This is a genomic window from uncultured Helicobacter sp. (assembly GCF_937893305.1).
Lineage (GTDB): Bacteria > Campylobacterota > Campylobacteria > Campylobacterales > Helicobacteraceae > Helicobacter_D.
Map to the genome: position 1 here is coordinate 1 of NZ_CALBGN010000002.1, position 14,725 is coordinate 14,725.

The 14,725-nt window shown below is 35.1% G+C and carries 13 protein-coding genes, 2 tRNA genes and 1 pseudogene; 9 read left to right on the forward strand and 7 right to left on the reverse strand.

Annotated elements, in window-relative coordinates; all coding sequences use genetic code 11:
* Window positions 1-94: 94 nt before the first annotated feature.
* Window positions 95-1,090 (reverse strand): type II asparaginase, encoded by a 996-nt coding sequence (locus tag Q0358_RS00735; RefSeq protein ID WP_299546040.1) that lies wholly within the window; start codon window positions 1,088-1,090, stop codon window positions 95-97.
* 210 nt (window positions 1,091-1,300) lie between these two features.
* Between Q0358_RS00735 and Q0358_RS00740 the strand changes: the two genes are divergently transcribed.
* Window positions 1,301-1,376, forward strand: a tRNA-Glu gene (locus Q0358_RS00740).
* On the opposite strand, the gene Q0358_RS00745 is transcribed toward Q0358_RS00740, so the two are convergent.
* Together Q0358_RS00745 and Q0358_RS00750 are read right to left on the reverse strand one after the other, a co-directional pair.
* The gene (locus Q0358_RS00745; protein ID WP_299546042.1) at window positions 1,377-2,009 is read right to left on the reverse strand and encodes a sugar transferase; all 633 of its coding nucleotides are present in this window, start codon (window positions 2,007-2,009) and stop codon (window positions 1,377-1,379) included.
* Window positions 2,010-2,069: 60 nt separating this feature from the next.
* A pseudogene (locus Q0358_RS00750) lies at window positions 2,070-3,218 on the reverse strand (glycosyltransferase family 4 protein); the annotation flags it as partial.
* Between the two features lie 72 nt (window positions 3,219-3,290).
* Between Q0358_RS00750 and Q0358_RS00755 the strand changes: the two are divergent.
* From Q0358_RS00755 to def, 8 genes are all read left to right on the forward strand, one after another.
* Window positions 3,291-3,767 carry a hypothetical protein gene (locus tag Q0358_RS00755; protein WP_299545993.1) on the forward strand — a complete coding sequence of 159 codons (477 nt, stop codon included), beginning with the start codon at window positions 3,291-3,293 and terminating at the stop codon, window positions 3,765-3,767.
* A 9-nt stretch (window positions 3,768-3,776) separates the two neighbouring features.
* A complete protein-coding gene (locus Q0358_RS00760; RefSeq protein ID WP_299545995.1) occupies window positions 3,777-4,556 on the forward strand; it encodes a histidinol-phosphatase in 780 nt (259 codons plus the stop codon).
* 67 nt (window positions 4,557-4,623) lie between these two features.
* Window positions 4,624-4,722: transfer RNA gene (locus Q0358_RS00765), tRNA-Sec, on the forward strand.
* A gap of 1,037 nt (window positions 4,723-5,759) precedes the next feature.
* The gene (locus Q0358_RS00770; protein ID WP_299546044.1) at window positions 5,760-8,165 is read left to right on the forward strand and encodes a DNA translocase FtsK; all 2,406 of its coding nucleotides are present in this window, start codon (window positions 5,760-5,762) and stop codon (window positions 8,163-8,165) included.
* Between the two features lie 80 nt (window positions 8,166-8,245).
* Complete coding sequence (gene tig, locus Q0358_RS00775) at window positions 8,246-9,535, forward strand: trigger factor (RefSeq protein WP_299545997.1); 1,290 nt, start codon at window positions 8,246-8,248, stop codon at window positions 9,533-9,535.
* 1 nt (window position 9,536) lies between these two features.
* Window positions 9,537-10,127, forward strand: a complete 591-nt coding sequence (gene clpP / locus Q0358_RS00780; RefSeq protein ID WP_299545999.1) for an ATP-dependent Clp endopeptidase proteolytic subunit ClpP — start codon at window positions 9,537-9,539, stop codon at window positions 10,125-10,127.
* Window positions 10,128-10,137: 10 nt separating this feature from the next.
* Window positions 10,138-11,238 (forward strand): diguanylate cyclase, encoded by a 1,101-nt coding sequence (locus Q0358_RS00785; RefSeq protein WP_299546001.1) that lies wholly within the window; start codon window positions 10,138-10,140, stop codon window positions 11,236-11,238.
* Window positions 11,239-11,240: 2 nt separating this feature from the next.
* Window positions 11,241-11,747 (forward strand): peptide deformylase, encoded by a 507-nt coding sequence (gene def, locus Q0358_RS00790; RefSeq protein ID WP_299546004.1) that lies wholly within the window; start codon window positions 11,241-11,243, stop codon window positions 11,745-11,747.
* Here def and msrA read toward each other — a convergent pair.
* The 4 genes from msrA to Q0358_RS00810 form a co-directional block, all read right to left on the reverse strand.
* A complete protein-coding gene (gene msrA, locus Q0358_RS00795) occupies window positions 11,744-12,241 on the reverse strand; it encodes a peptide-methionine (S)-S-oxide reductase MsrA (RefSeq protein WP_299546006.1) in 498 nt (165 codons plus the stop codon). The two genes, def and msrA, sit on opposite strands and share 4 nt — an antisense overlap.
* 96 nt (window positions 12,242-12,337) lie before the next feature.
* On the reverse strand, window positions 12,338-13,246 hold the full coding sequence (locus tag Q0358_RS00800; RefSeq protein ID WP_299546008.1) for an MBOAT family O-acyltransferase: 909 nt from the start codon (window positions 13,244-13,246) through the stop codon (window positions 12,338-12,340).
* On the reverse strand, window positions 13,227-14,270 hold the full coding sequence (gene mnmA / locus Q0358_RS00805) for a tRNA 2-thiouridine(34) synthase MnmA (protein ID WP_299546010.1): 1,044 nt from the start codon (window positions 14,268-14,270) through the stop codon (window positions 13,227-13,229). The genes Q0358_RS00800 and mnmA overlap by 20 nt, the downstream gene beginning before the upstream one ends.
* On the reverse strand, window positions 14,267-14,692 hold the full coding sequence (locus Q0358_RS00810; RefSeq protein ID WP_299546012.1) for a hypothetical protein: 426 nt from the start codon (window positions 14,690-14,692) through the stop codon (window positions 14,267-14,269). The genes mnmA and Q0358_RS00810 overlap by 4 nt, the downstream gene beginning before the upstream one ends.
* Window positions 14,693-14,725: the final 33 nt, after the last annotated feature.

The window sequence follows — 14,725 nt, forward strand, 5'->3', positions numbered from 1 at the left end:
ACCAAAGAAGAAATCAAACAACTTGCAGAGTATATTACAGATTTAGGACATAGGGAAATATAGCACCAAAGAAGGTGCTATATGGAATCCAAAATTAATATTTTAGAAAATATTCTTGGATTTTCTTAGGATCATTTGTTTTTGTAAGCGCAAGGGCTAAAAGGATTCTAGCTTTTTGTGGATTTAAATCTTCTGCGCTAATAAATCCTAGTTTTGCATCTGTATCGCTAACTGCAACACGCCCTGCAACAACCCTTGAACTAACGGCAATATTTACACCTTGTTTTAAAAGCTCTTTTAACACTTCTTTTTGATTTTGATGAATACTTCCAGCACCACTTCCTGCAATCACTAAGCCTTTTGCGCCTTCATTGACAAGAGCTTTTGCAGCAGCTGCACTTCCGTCATTTGAGTAAGTATAGAGAATATCTACTTTTGGAAGTGCTGTAAGTTTGCTAACATCAAAAGGAGATTTTTTTGTGTGTTCTTTTGTAACATTGTTATAGAAGAAAACTTTGCCATCTACAATGTAGCCTAAATCACCAAAATCTGGTGATGAAAACGCATCAACATTTAAACTATGCGTCTTTACAACACCTCTAGCACTTTGAATTTTGTCGTTCATTGCTACCATTACGCCTTTGCCCTTACTTTGTTTATCTGCTGCTAAAGCTACTGCATTATAAAGGTTTTTAGGACCATCTGCACTCATTGCAGTTGAAGGGCGCATAGCACCTACTAAAACAACAGGTTTATCGCTTTTGATTGTTAGATTTAAGAAATATGCAGTTTCTTCCATAGTGTCTGTTCCGTGTGTAATTACAACGCCATCAATTCCGCTTGCAAAAAGTTTGTTGATTTCTTTTGCAAGTTTGAGTTGGATTTCATCTGTCATATTTGAGCTATCAATATTTGCGATTTGTTGTCCAGAAATCTCTGCTAAATCTTTGATTTGTGGAACTGCTTGAATCAATACATCTACACCAACAACACCAGCTGTATATCCTGTGGTAGCAACAGAGCTATCAATAGAACCTGCGATTGTTCCGCCTGTAGCAAGGATTGCGATTTTAGGCTTTGCATAAGCCATACCTGCTCCTAAAAACAAAAAAGTCATCATACAAAGCAAAAGTTTCTTCATACGATCTCCTTTATAAAAAATTTATCCTAATGGATTACTTGGATTATACAGCTAAAAGTATTGTTTGTGTGTTAATTTTAGAAGAATTTTGTGAAATCTTAAGCATTTGTCCTTTAAGCAAAAAATAGCAGTAGGTTTGCTAGAATACCGATTCTTTTTGACCCTTTCATCTAGTGGCCAAGGATAATGCTCTTTCACGGCATAAACGGAAGTTCAAATCTTCCAAGGGTCGCCATTATTTTTTGCTTCCTGTAAATTTCTCCATTGTAACACTTGTGTTTGAGCTAATGTCTTTGCGCTTAATTACCTTGTAAAAAGTCATATAAAAAATTTTGCAATCCAGCAAAAAACTAAGATGATCCACATACCAAACATCTAATTGAAACTTCTCTTCCCAAGAAATCGCATTGCGCCCATTTACTTGCGCCCAGCCTGTAATACCGGGTTTCACTTCGTGGCGACGCGCTTGCTCTTTAGAATAAAGTGGCAAATACTCCACAAGCAAAGGGCGTGGTCCTATGAAACTCATTTCGCCTTTTAACACATTAAAAAGCTGCGGGAGTTCATCTAGGCTGCTTTTGCGCACAAATTTACCAAAGCCTTTTAGGCGTTGATCATCTGGGAGCAGTTCACCTTTGCTATCACGCGCATTACTCATTGTGCGGAATTTGTAGATTTTAAAGATTTCGCCATTTTTGCCCGGTCGTTCTTGTGTAAAAAATACAGGACCCCCTAGCTTTATGCGGATTAGCAAGGCAACAACACAAAGAATTGGAGAAAAAAGAAGCAATAAAATCAATGCTAAAAAGCGATCAAAAATGGGCTTAAAAATGTTCTTATAAAGACTTTTATGATTTTTGGATTCCAACTTTTTAGATTCTGTATTTTTAGAATTTAAAACTGCATCATATAGGGACAAGTATTGCTGCACTATGGAATCTATACTAAATTCTTTGCAGATTTTTTCACGACTTGCAAGCCCAAATTTAGTTTGTAAATCCTTGTTGCTGCAAAGTTTTTCTAAAGCTTTTGTGAGTTCTTGTGTGTTTGCAACTTCAACTAAGAATCCATTTTCTCCATCGCTTACAACTTCACGGCAACCCACAGCATTTGTGGTAACAATCGGCTTTGCCATACTTCCAGCTTCTAAAAGTGTGCGTGGAATCCCTTCTCTATAACTTGGCAAAACAAACACATCACAAGCTCCGATTAACTCTCTAATGTCTTTGCGCTCTCCTAGATAAATCACAGCATTTGAATTTTTTAAAAAAGCTTCATCAACAGGAGCAATATTCCCTAAATCCACTCCGCCAACATATAAAAAAACAAAGTTTGGATTCCGTCTTTTTAAAATCTCTGCACTTGCATAATACTCTCTAACGCCTTTGTGTAAAATCGCGCGCGCTATCATTAAAACAAGCACACAATCTTTAGGGATGCTAGAATCTATAGAATCCAAAATCTTTGCGCGGATTGCATTGCGTTCATCAATGCAATAAGGCAAAAACGCTTGCGTATCAATACCAGAGCCTTTAATAAGGGCAGTTTTATTTGCACTAACTAAGCCTTTTTTGACAAATAAATTTAAGTCATCTTGATTTTGAAACAGCACTTTTTTAGAAATTTTAAAGGAAATGCGATTTAGGAACTCTATAATAAAGCGGAAGATTTTTGCCTTTGCGTTGTTTTGGATATAGAAACTCCCAAGTCCTGTAAGGCTGTTTATCACATAAGGAATCCCAGCAATCTTAGCGGCAAATGCACCAAAAATATTTGGTTTTAGCATAAAGGTATGCACAATATCAGGGCGCAATTCTTTTAAAATTTTGGCAATTTCTTGAATACTGCTTAATGCGCTAAAAGGATTTAAACTGCTTCGCTTAATGTGGTATTCTACGGCTTTAACGCCTAAGGGGGCAAATTTATCAAAATCTTCTCCCCTTGGAGTTAGGGCGATAACTTCGTGTCCTTGTTCTTTTAAAGCTAGCATTATAGGAAGACGGAATCTAAAAAGATTAGAATCTGTGTGGGATAAAAATACAATTTTCATACAGCACCTTTTAAAATTTGCAAGCATTATAACATTAAAAAGACAACAGATTTTAAGCGTGCAATTATGCTATAATGCGCCACTTTTAAAGGAGTTGTGATGGAAGATGAACTCATAGAAGAAGAAGAGGATTTTTTAAACAAGTCTGATAATGACGCAGTAATTCAAAAGGTTTGCTTGAATATTAATCCTGCAAATGGCGTGATTAAAGAGCAGCGATATGGTAAGGCGAGTGTTTTATTGGAAGTTACAAATAAAATGGTGCTAGATAAACAAGGGCTTGCGCATTCTGGTTATTTGTTTTCAAGTGCTGCATATTGTGCGCTTTTAGCTGTTAATGAGCCAAATGGTATTATGATTGGTGCAGAAGTGAAGTTTTTAGCACCTATTGAGCTTGGCAATGAAGTCTTGTTTCGTGCGGAAACTTTGCAAGAAGATACAAAAAAACGTGAAGTAAAAGTTGAAGGCTTTGTGTTAGATATTAAGATTTTTGATGCGATTTTTTATGTTGCTGTGTTTGATAAGCATGTATTAAGCTTGCATATTACCAAAGAAATGGAAAAGAAAATGGGATAGGGTAGAGAGATGCGCATAGATTTACATAATCATACAAGTTTGTGCAATCACGCTACTGGCACAATGGAAGAATATGTTTTAAGAGCCATTGAAGAAGGCATTGATGTTTTTGGGTTTTCTTGTCATAATCCTATGCGATTTGATCCAAAATATAGAATGCGTTTTGAAGAGTTGCCTTTATATTTGGAATCCATTTTGTCTTTAAAAGAAAAATATGCAGGGCAAATTGAAATTTTAAGCGCACTTGAAATTGATTTTTTGCCACCTTTTATGGAAGATTTTTTATTTGAGATCCCATTAGATTATAGAATTGGAGCAGTGCATTTTCTAGGGGATTGGGGATTTGATAATCCAGAATTTATTAGAGAATATGCAAAGCGTGATATTAATGATTGTTGGGTGGAGTATTTTAAGGCAACACAGGCTTTAGCAAAGAGTGGCAAGTTTGATATTGTGGCGCATATGGATTTGCTAAAGGTCTTTAAATATTTCCCTACAAAAGATTTAAGAAAAGAAATAGAAACAACACTAAAAGTAATCAAACAAGCAAATTTGTGTGTAGAAATTAATGCGGCAGGCTTTCGCAAGGAAGTAGAAGAGCAGTATCCAAGCAAAGAGATTTTAGAGATGTGCTATACCTTAGAAATTCCAATTACTTTTGGAAGTGATGCGCACGCATTAAATCAAATTAATTTTAAGCGCAAAGAAATAGAAGCTTTAGCAAAAGAAATCGGTTATACAAAATGCGCAGTGTATCGTAAAAGAGACAGGGAAATGGTAGAATTTTAAAGCGTGATTTAAGAAATTGAAAATTAAGTAAAATTGCGCTAAATTCTCATCTCCACAATACAAATGCGGAGGGTATATGTCACTGGTGGGCATCGTGGGCTTCAAACCCATTTGGGCGGATAGGTGTCTATTTGCTGGGGAGTTCGATTCTCTCACCCTCTCGCCACTTCATTTAAGGACTTTATCATAAAAACAAAAAACTATAAAGAAATATTATTACAAATGAAATCTTCAAAAATGTTTGCTGTTCTAGCGTTGGTTTTTTTTGGAATCTTAACGCTTATGGGTGAAGTGTTTTCTTTTTTAAGCTTCTTGCCAAAGGTGCAATTTTGGTTTTTGGGATACTTTGGCTATATTTGGGCGTTTGGTTTAGCCTTTGTTTGTTATGAAAAGAATCTGAAATTTGACAATGTTTTGTTAGAAAAAATATTAGGAGGCGTGATTATTGTATTTGCGCTTCTTGTGCTTCAAGGATTGTTTTTTAGTAATGCAGGAATTTTAGGTGTTGCATTTAACAATGTTTTAAAGCCTATTATCACTTCTCTTGGAGTTTTTATTCTAGGACTTTTAATGTTAGGTTTTGGCGTGATGTTATACACAGAAAAATCTCCAAAAGAACTTTATAAAACCATCTTAAATGCACTTAAAGAAGATCTTAAAAAAGATCTAAAACAAGCTAAAGCCTCTAAAGATGTTCTACATAAAAATACAGAAAAACTAAAGGTTTTTTGGCAGAAGACAAAAGCGTTTTTTACGCCACCTGCAAAAAAGGATTCCATAAAGCCTGATATTGTGGAATTAAAAAGTGATCCAATAGAGGTCAAAGAAGAGCCTTTAGAAGTAACAGAAGAATCTTCACAAGAGATTCCACAAAGCACAAAACAACAAGAAGAATTGCGTCCTTTAACCCTTGAAGAACTCATTGAGCAAAGCAAGGATAATCCTCCACCAAAAGAGCGTGTATCTTTTCAGTTTAAAGAAGAGGAAGAAGAGTTACCACAAGAGAATGTTGAGCCATTGGAATCAAAAAGTTTTGAAGAAGGGATTGATGTGTTGCGTCAAGATATTGAACTTCCAATGCGTGAAGACAACCCCTTAGAAGAGACCCCCAAAGAGACAAAAGAAGATTCAATGATTCGTGTAATTAGTGCAAAAAGTATTCAGCAAGACAGCTTTGATCCTATGCAGTTTCAAATGCAATCCATGGCAAGCTTAGAAAACTTTAAGCGTTTTGAAAAAAGTGAACTTTACAGCAAAGAAGAAGAGCAAAAAGAAGAATCCATAAAACTTATCAAAAAAGAAAGCACAGCACAAGGTGAGCCAGAATCTTTTATAGAAGAGCCAATTGAACAATCCTCAAAAGAATTTTCTAAAAAAGCCATTAAATCCTATCCCAAAAATCTCTATGCCACTACACCTTTTAGCGCATATTATGATAAGGATTCCGTTGGCACGCACGATCGTCTTGTGGATTTAGAAAGTTTCTCTAAAGAATATCCAAGCAGCAAAAACACACTTCCTAAGACGATTTTTTATTATGGCAATACAGCAAGTGTGCATCCGCCAAAAAATATGGAATCCAAAATTACCCTTTCACAAGAAAATATTGAAGTTGCAGAAAATATAGAGCCTAAGGTTGTCCTTTCACAAGATCAGGCAAGCGTGGAAGAAAACATTGAGATTAGTGTAGAATCCAACATCCTACAAGACTCCATAGTTGCACCACAAACACAAGATCAAACGCTAAATCAAGAGCAAAATCAAATACCAGAGCCAATGCCGCAGCTAAAATATACCACAATCCCAAATGCGATTCCAACTTTTGATTATGGCTATACACATTATAAAGAGCCAGCACAGCCTATACAAAATCAGTTAGCAATACACACAGAATCTAAGCTAAATATGGAATCTAAAATCTCCCAACAGCAAATTTTGCCACAGCAACCCAACAAACAACAAGATCAAACTGTTCCCAAAACCCAAAATCATCCACAAGCATTAAGCACACAAGAGCCAACGCCACCACAAATATTGCTGTCATCACAAACAAAATCTACTCCAGAGCCACTGCCACAGCAAGCCCCACCACCAAGCGTGCAAATCCCACAAGAGAGTAGAGAAACATCAAGGAGTGTAGAAATCGTAAAAACTCTAGAAGAAAATGTCGCGCTTTTAAAAGATTTAGAGATGACGCAAACACCTCAAGTATTGGAATCTAAAGATTATCAATTGCCTAAAGTAGAGTTTTTGCAAGAGCCAAAGAGTGCGCATATTGAAGTTGATGAAGCTGAAATTGATAGAAAAATTAATGATTTATTAAATAAAATGCGCGTCTTTAAGATTGAAGGTGATATTGCGCGCACTTATTCTGGTCCTATTGTAACAACCTTTGAGTTTCGTCCAAATCCAAATGTTAAAGTTTCACGCATTTTGACTTTGCAAGATGATTTAGCGATGGCTCTGCGCGCTAAAACAATCCGTATTCAAGCACCAATCCCAGGCAAAGATGTCGTAGGTATTGAGATCCCAAACGCACAGGTAGAGACGATTTATTTGCGTGAAATTTTAGAAAACGATTTGTTTAAAAATTCCGCCTCTCCGCTAACTTTAGCTTTAGGAAAAGATATTGTAGGCAATCCTTTTGTAACAGATCTCAAAAAGCTCCCTCATTTGCTGATTGCCGGAACAACAGGTAGCGGGAAAAGCGTAGGGATTAATGCGATGATTTTATCCTTGCTTTATAAAAATCCTCCAGATAAACTTAAACTTATAATGGTTGATCCAAAAATGGTGGAATTTAGTATTTATAACGATATTCCACATCTTTTAACACCGGTTATTACAAATCCTAGGAATGCGATTTTCGCACTTGATGTAGCAGTTAAAGAAATGGAACAACGCAACGCACTGATTAGTGAAGCAAGAGTGAAAAATATTGAAAGCTATAATCAAAAAGCAGAAATAGAAGGCTTTGATCCTTTCCCTTACATTGTAATTATCATTGATGAATTAGCAGATTTAATGATGACAGGTGGCAAGGAAGCAGAAGCTTCGATTTCTCGTTTAACGCAAATGGCGCGTTCAAGTGGAATCCATTTGATTGTTGCCACACAGCGTCCAAGTGTCGATGTTGTAACAGGATTAATCAAAGCAAATCTTCCATCACGCATTAGTTATAAAGTGGGGCAAAAAATAGATTCCAAAGTGATTTTAGATTGCCACGGAGCGGAATCTTTGCTAGGAAATGGAGATATGCTTTTTGCAATGGGTGGTGGAAATGTAATGCGTTTGCACGCACCATTTAGCACAGAAGAAGAGATTGAACGCATTGTAGAATTTATCAAAGCACAATGCCCGCCACAATATGATGAACGCTTTTTGCAAAAAGAAGAACGCTCACAAGTGCAATCTAATGGAGAAGCCGATGATCTTTATGAAGAGGCAAAACGCATTATGCTAACAGAAGGCAAAACTTCTATTAGTCATATTCAACGCCGCTTAGGAATTGGTTTTAATAAGGCGGCAAATATTGTAGAGCAGATGCAACAAAGGGGATTTTTAAGTAAGGAAAATAGCAGAGGATTGCGTGAAATTATTGGAGAGTAAAATAAAGAAGTTGTTGTTTTTAAGAAAAGTTTTGTTAAAATCAAAAATTACTTAAATTTAAAATTTGGAGCATAGAGAGAATGAAGGTTAATAGAGTAGATAGTGCAAATGCAGTAGCACAAGCTACAATCCCAGCAAACGCACTCAGCAAAAAGTTAGATAAAGTAACAAAAGCGGCAAGTAAGAATCTAAAATTAGATGGATTTCGTAAGGGTAAAGTGCCTGCTGCGGCAATTAAGCAACGCTATGGAAAGCAACTTGAAGAAGACGCGCAAAGAGAGTGTGTGCAAGACTTATTGCAAGAGATTTTAAAAGAATTAAATGTAGAAGCTTTTATGCTTCTTGGTGATCCACGCATTACAAAGTTTGAGAAAAAAGACAGTGGAATCGAGCTTGAAGTAGAAATTAGTTTAGCTCCAACAATTAAACTTGATGATGTGGATTCTTGTATCCCAGAAGTTAAGATTCCAGAAGTTAAAGATGCTGATATTGAGGCGCGTTTAGAAGAGATTGCAAGTGCTAGAGCACCTTTAGTTAAAATTGAAGATGGCAGACGAAAATTAAAAGATGGAGAATTTGCTAAAATTGACTTTGAGGGCTTTATTGATGGGAAGCCATTTGAGGGTGGAAAGGCAGAAGGATATTTGCTAAAAATTGGAAGTAAGTCTTTTATTGAAGGTTTTGAAGAGCAATTAATTGGAATGAAAAGAGGAGAGGAAAAAGAAATCAATGTAACTTTTCCAGAAAATTATCAATCTAAAGATTTAGCCGGAAAGCCAGCTATGTTTAAAGTTAAGTTGCTTGAAATCCAAACAAAAGGTAAAATTGAAATTGATGATAATTTTGCAAAAACTCTCTTTCCGGATGATAAAGAAGCAAGTGTTGAAAGCCTAAAAGCAAAGGTGAAAGAACAGCTGCAAGATGAGAAAAAACAAAAAGTTTATAACAATGAACTAAAAGAAAAACTTGTAGAAAACTTAAATGCTAAGATTGCATTTGATTTGCCAAAATCTATTGTAGAACAAGAGATGGATTTATTGCTTAGAAATGCGTTTATGGCACTGCCAAAAGAAGAGCAAGAAAAGCTTGCTAAAGATAAAGACGCAATGCAGGCAAAGCGTGAAGAACAAAGAGAAAATGCACAAAAAAGTGTGCGTGTAACACTTCTAATTGATGCAATTGCAAAGCGTGATAATCTACAAATCCCTGATAATGAAGTGATTAATACAATTTATTATGAGGCAATGGCAATGCGTCAAGATCCTAAAGCAATGTTTGAGTATTACAAAAACAACAACTTAATCCCAGCAGTTAAAATGGCGATGCTTGAAGATAAGGTGCTTACAGCACTGCTAGATAAAAAGGCATAATATGGGCTATTATGTGCCAACGGTTATTGAAAAGACTGGGCGCGGTGAGCGTGCTTATGATATTTATTCTAGGCTCTTAAAAGATAGAATCATTCTTTTAAGCGGACAAATTGATGATGGATTGGCATCATCTATTGTTGCGCAATTGCTTTTTTTGGAAGCTGAAGATCCAGAGAAAGATATTTATTTGTATATCAACTCTCCCGGAGGCGTGGTAACAAGCGGATTGAGCATTTATGATACAATGAATTATGTTAAGCCAGATATTAGCACAATTTGTATTGGACAAGCAGCAAGTATGGGAGCGTTTTTGTTGAGCTGTGGCGCAAAGGGCAAGCGATATTCTTTGCCAAATTCACGTATTATGATTCATCAACCATTAGGTGGAGCGCAAGGACAGGCAACAGAGATTGAAATTCAAGCAAAAGAAATTTTGCGTTTAAAAGCAAGCTTAAATGAGATTTTAGCTAATAATACAAACCAACCTTTGGAGAAGATTGCAAAAGATACAGATAGAGATTTTTATTTAAGTGCAAAAGAAGCACAAGAATATGGGCTAATTGATAGCGTTTTGGAAAAAAGTTTGAAGTAAGGGGTATGTCATGAAAGATGATTTTGGTTCCTTTGATGGGTTACAGAGTTTTGAAGCCGGTGGCATTGAGGAATCTAGTTTAGGGAGTGCTAACTCCTTTTCATCTTTTGGAATGGAAGCAGAGCCATCGCAACCTTCTGTATCTGGCACAGAAGTAAGTGGTGATGCAAAAACGCTCGAAGAATATGGCTTGCAAGTTATTAAAGAATTAAATGCGAATGGAATCTTACCTACACCTTATAATTATAGAATCTATTTTGAAAAGCTCTTAGAAGACAAATCGCAGGATTTTAAAGATAATGCTTTTCAATATGTAGAAGTTGATCAGCGTCCAGAAGAAAAGCAAGCCGCATTGGAATCTAAAGTGTTAAAAACACAAAATTATATGGCAGGCACTTTAAATCAAATTGATGCTTTGTTAAAAAATTTAAAATTACTCCAAAATATTTTAAAAAAGCATGAAAAAGAAGTTGAAACAACAACTAATGCTATTGCGCTTCAGAACATTATTATGGTTTTTCAAAAGGAGCTAGATAAGCTTAGTGAAGTTACTACACATCAGTTACAAGATATTAAAACAATGCACAAAAAGACTCTTGCTTCTATTGATGGGATTAGTGATGAAGTGATTTGTAATAGTGTGTATGGAATTTATAATAAACGCTTTTTAGAAAAGCGTGTGATTGCTGAAGCAAACTCTGTAAATGCAGGCGGATATAAATCAACACTTTTGTTTGTGCGTGTTTCAAAAAGCTTACAAAATCGCATTACTTCAGATAAGACAGCACTTGTTATTAATCGCTCACTTTCAAAAATTTTGCAAAAAGTGGCAAATCGTAGTGATATTGTGGCGTATTATGAAGCGGGAATTTTTGGAATTTTGCTAAGTCATAGTGATAAGGATTCCGCAAAACGCTTTGCAAATCGTTTAATTGAAAAGGTTGTTGGGATTAACATTATTGTTGGAGATGAAGAGATTCCTTTAAGTGTTTGCACGGGTATCGTTGAGATTAATGAACTCTCTAAGCAAAGAGAGATTATAAAAAATGGACTTGATGCTCTCAAGAAAGCTTCTAGTGGTAATATTTCCTTTGTTGTTTTTGGAGATTAGTGATGTTAGAAGTGATTACTTATCCTAATCCTTTGTTGCGTCAAATCTCTAAACCAGTGGAAGTTTTTGATGAAGAATTGCACACGCTTTTAGATGAAATGTATGAAGTAATGTTAGCAAAAAATGGTGTTGGAATCTCTGCAATCCAAGTAGCAAAGCCAATCCGCGCACTTTTGATTTGTATCCCAGATGAAGAAGGTAATCAGCATAAAGAAGATTTGCTAGAAGTTATTAATCCAGAGATTATAGAAAAAGATGGAGAAATCCTTTTTAATGAGGGTTGTTTAAGTGTTCCAGAGTTTTATGAAGATGTTAAACGCGCTTCAAGCATAAAAATTGCCTATAAAGATCGCTATGGAGAGTCAAAAGAGATTGTGGCAGAAGATTATTTAGCTGTTGCTTTTCAGCACGAAATTGACCACTTAAATGGAATTTTGTTTATTGATAAACTCCCTATTCTAAAGCGTAAAAAATTTGAAAAAGGCTTGAAACAAAAGCATAAATTTTAGTCTAATTCTTTCAAAGCAGCACTTAAGTCAATGTGGCAATATCCAGTAGGGTTTTTTTGTAAGTATTTTTGGTGATAATCTTCAGCAGGGTAAAAGTTTTCTAGTAGGCTTACTTCTGTAACAATTTCTTTAGAAAATTGTTTTTGTAAGACTTTGATGAAGTTTTGCACTGCATTTAATGTTTTGATGTCTTTTGTGTAGATTCCACTTCTATATTGTGTGCCAATATCATTGCCTTGATAGTTTAGTGCAAAGGGATCAATAATGCTAAAAAAGCGTTTTAAAAGCGTTTCAAGGCTTAAAAGTGTAGAATCAAAAGTGATTTCCACAGCTTCTACTGCCTGTGTTTCCCCGTTGCAAACTTGCTGATAACTGGGCGATTCCACCTTAGAGTTTGCATAGCCAACTTGTGAGTTAATAACTCCTTTAAGCAAGTCAAAATAGCCTTGCACTCCCCAAAAACATCCACCTGCTAAATAAATTGTTTGTTGCATAAGTTTTCCTAAATTTCATTTAAGATTATAGTTTTATAAGCTGGAATATCTTACTGCTTTTTGTAGGATTTTATCATATTTAAAAGTGGAGTAGCATCATATTGCATAATTTTTTGTTTCATAAAGCGCAAATAAGGAACAATATTTTGTGTATTCAAAATAAAGCTGAAAGGTATAAGATAAAGAAGTTGCCCAAGATTCTGCAAGGTTTAAAAACTCACCCTTTTCTACAATGCTAAATCCATTATTAGCCCATTTTGCAAAACTATCTGCAATAAAAACCTTTTTAAATAAACCTATGGAGAAAATAAACAAACCCTTAGCAATCTTATCCCATTGCACACTATTAGATAAGGATTTAAATTGTGGCATCATTTCTTTATGATGCACAATAGGTCCTGCAATTAGTTGTGGGAAAAAACTCACAAATAAACAATAATCTAAAAAATCAATTTTAAATGGGCTAGAAAAGATGGAATCGTAATTTTCTTCTAAATCTTTTACATCAATTCTCTTATAGCAATCCACCAAAAAAGCGATTTGTTGAAAGGTAAAAAACGAAATTGCAAGAGGTAAAAGAATATGAGGTAAAGGGATATTAAAATCTAAATGTAGAAGCTTAGAGAGTAAATTAAAATTCTCTAAAAAGAAGTCTGTGTATTTAAAAAATCCAAGTAAGGCAAGATTAAAAAAGACTCCAATGCACAGATAAAGTTTATTATGCCCCCCCCCCATATTATTTTTAGCAAAACTCTTTAAAATTAGTGTTGCAATCCCATAATTTATCAAAATAGAAAGTAAAAGTAATGCAAGATATTTAACTTCCCAAAAGGCATAGAAAAATAAACTGCCAAGAACCAAGAAAAGCTTGGCTAAAAAGTCTTTATGCAAAAATCTTAACCCATAAAAGCCAAGCAGCATTATGGGTAAGAAATAAGTGGTCCTTAAATATAAAAAGTGGATTCCAGCATAATTTAATAAGCCTTTAAAGAATAAAACCACCACCAAGCACTTTAGAACCATCATAAAGCACAAGAGCCTGTCCGCTTGCTGCTCCATAAACAGGTTCTTGCAAATGCGCCACAATCACTTCCTTTTTACCATCTTCTAAGAGTTCAATTTTCGCTTTTGTCTTGTGGCTTTTGTAGCGGATTTTTATTTCACACTCTAAGAGATTGCCTGTTTTAAAATATTCTTTAGGCAGAGAAAAATTTGTCGCACGAACTTCTTTTGTGGCTAGAGATTCCTTATCTCCTACAACAATTGTGTTATTTTGTGGATTAATTTTTAACACATAATGTGGAGTTAGCGCGCCTTTAATCTCAAAACCCTTGCGCTTGCCAATGGTGTATTGCATATAGCCCTTATGCGTGCCAATCACATTTCCTTGTGTATCTAGCACATCGCCTATGGAATCTGTTTTGTAGTGTTTGTTTAAAACATCAATATAAGAATTTTCCACAAAACAAATCTCTTGAGAATCTTTATAAGTTTCTAGTGTTCCAAGCCAAGAAAGCTCTTTTAGGGCAATGGGTTTAATTTCTTCTTTGATTTTATCTCCAAGTGGAAAAATAATGCGTGAAATCCATTCAGGTTTCAATCCAAAAAGAAAATAACTTTGATCTTTGTGTATATCCGCACCTTGTGAGATTTTTCCATCTTTAATTTGTGCATAATGTCCGGTTGCAACATAATCAAATCCCATTTTATCAGCCAATTCAAATGCAATTCCAAATTTTACAAAGGGGTTGCACATAGCACAAGGATTTGGAGTTAATCCTTTTTTGTATGATTCTACAAAATAGTTATAAACCTTTTCTTTAAAAAGTTCTTTTTCATCAATGATAGAATATTCTATATTTAAATGTTTCGCGCATTTTTCAATATTGCGCACAAAATAAGCGTGCTTCTCTTCTTTGTTGTGGAGCTTTAAATACACTCCATAGACTAAATATCCCTGTTTTTGTAGAAGATAAGCACAATAGCTAGAATCTACACCGCCACTCATTAATAATAGCACCTTTTTCATTTTATTCCTTTATATATCAATTTTTTTTGTAATAAAAGTTGATTGTCTGTGTATTTTGCAAAGTAAATATCAAGTGCAAAAATCTCTCCATTTCCAAGAGTGGCAAAAGGAAATTTTTGATAGTAAAATCTCTGTTCCTCTTGTGTGGCATTGCGAAAATACGCTTTGATTTGCACACCTTTTAGATTTGTTAGAATGCTAGAATCTTGCGCAATTATGACTGCAACATTTGGATTAACAGAGGCTAATTTTATATGTTTAGAATTAGAATCGCTTTTGAAGCAAAGGCTTAAATTCTGAGTGAAAAACGCATAATAACAGCTTGCACTATAAACACTTAAATGTGTATCTTCCGTATTATCAATCACGCTAAGAGCAAGTAAATGTTGCTTTGCAATAAACGCTTTGATTTTGTCATTCATAAACGCAATTGTAACTAAAAAGGCTTAAGGCAG

What these genes read in the sequence shown, in the direction of transcription:
- clpP (WP_299545999.1), top strand. Translation starts at nt 9,537, where the DNA reads ATGGGCTATTATGTGCCAACGGTTATTGAAAAGACTGGGCGCGGTGAG.
- def (WP_299546004.1), top strand. Translation starts at nt 11,241, where the DNA reads ATGTTAGAAGTGATTACTTATCCTAATCCTTTGTTGCGTCAAATCTCT.
- msrA (WP_299546006.1), bottom strand. Translation starts at nt 12,241, where the DNA reads ATGCAACAAACAATTTATTTAGCAGGTGGATGTTTTTGGGGAGTGCAA.
- Q0358_RS00760 (WP_299545995.1), top strand. Translation starts at nt 3,777, where the DNA reads ATGCGCATAGATTTACATAATCATACAAGTTTGTGCAATCACGCTACT.
- tig (WP_299545997.1), top strand. Translation starts at nt 8,246, where the DNA reads ATGAAGGTTAATAGAGTAGATAGTGCAAATGCAGTAGCACAAGCTACA.
- Q0358_RS00755 (WP_299545993.1), top strand. Translation starts at nt 3,291, where the DNA reads ATGGAAGATGAACTCATAGAAGAAGAAGAGGATTTTTTAAACAAGTCT.
- Q0358_RS00735 (WP_299546040.1), bottom strand. Translation starts at nt 1,090, where the DNA reads ATGGCTTATGCAAAGCCTAAAATCGCAATCCTTGCTACAGGCGGAACA.
- mnmA (WP_299546010.1), bottom strand. Translation starts at nt 14,270, where the DNA reads ATGAAAAAGGTGCTATTATTAATGAGTGGCGGTGTAGATTCTAGCTAT.
- Q0358_RS00770 (WP_299546044.1), top strand. Translation starts at nt 5,760, where the DNA reads ATGGCAAGCTTAGAAAACTTTAAGCGTTTTGAAAAAAGTGAACTTTAC.
- Q0358_RS00785 (WP_299546001.1), top strand. Translation starts at nt 10,138, where the DNA reads ATGAAAGATGATTTTGGTTCCTTTGATGGGTTACAGAGTTTTGAAGCC.
- Q0358_RS00810 (WP_299546012.1), bottom strand. Translation starts at nt 14,692, where the DNA reads ATGAATGACAAAATCAAAGCGTTTATTGCAAAGCAACATTTACTTGCT.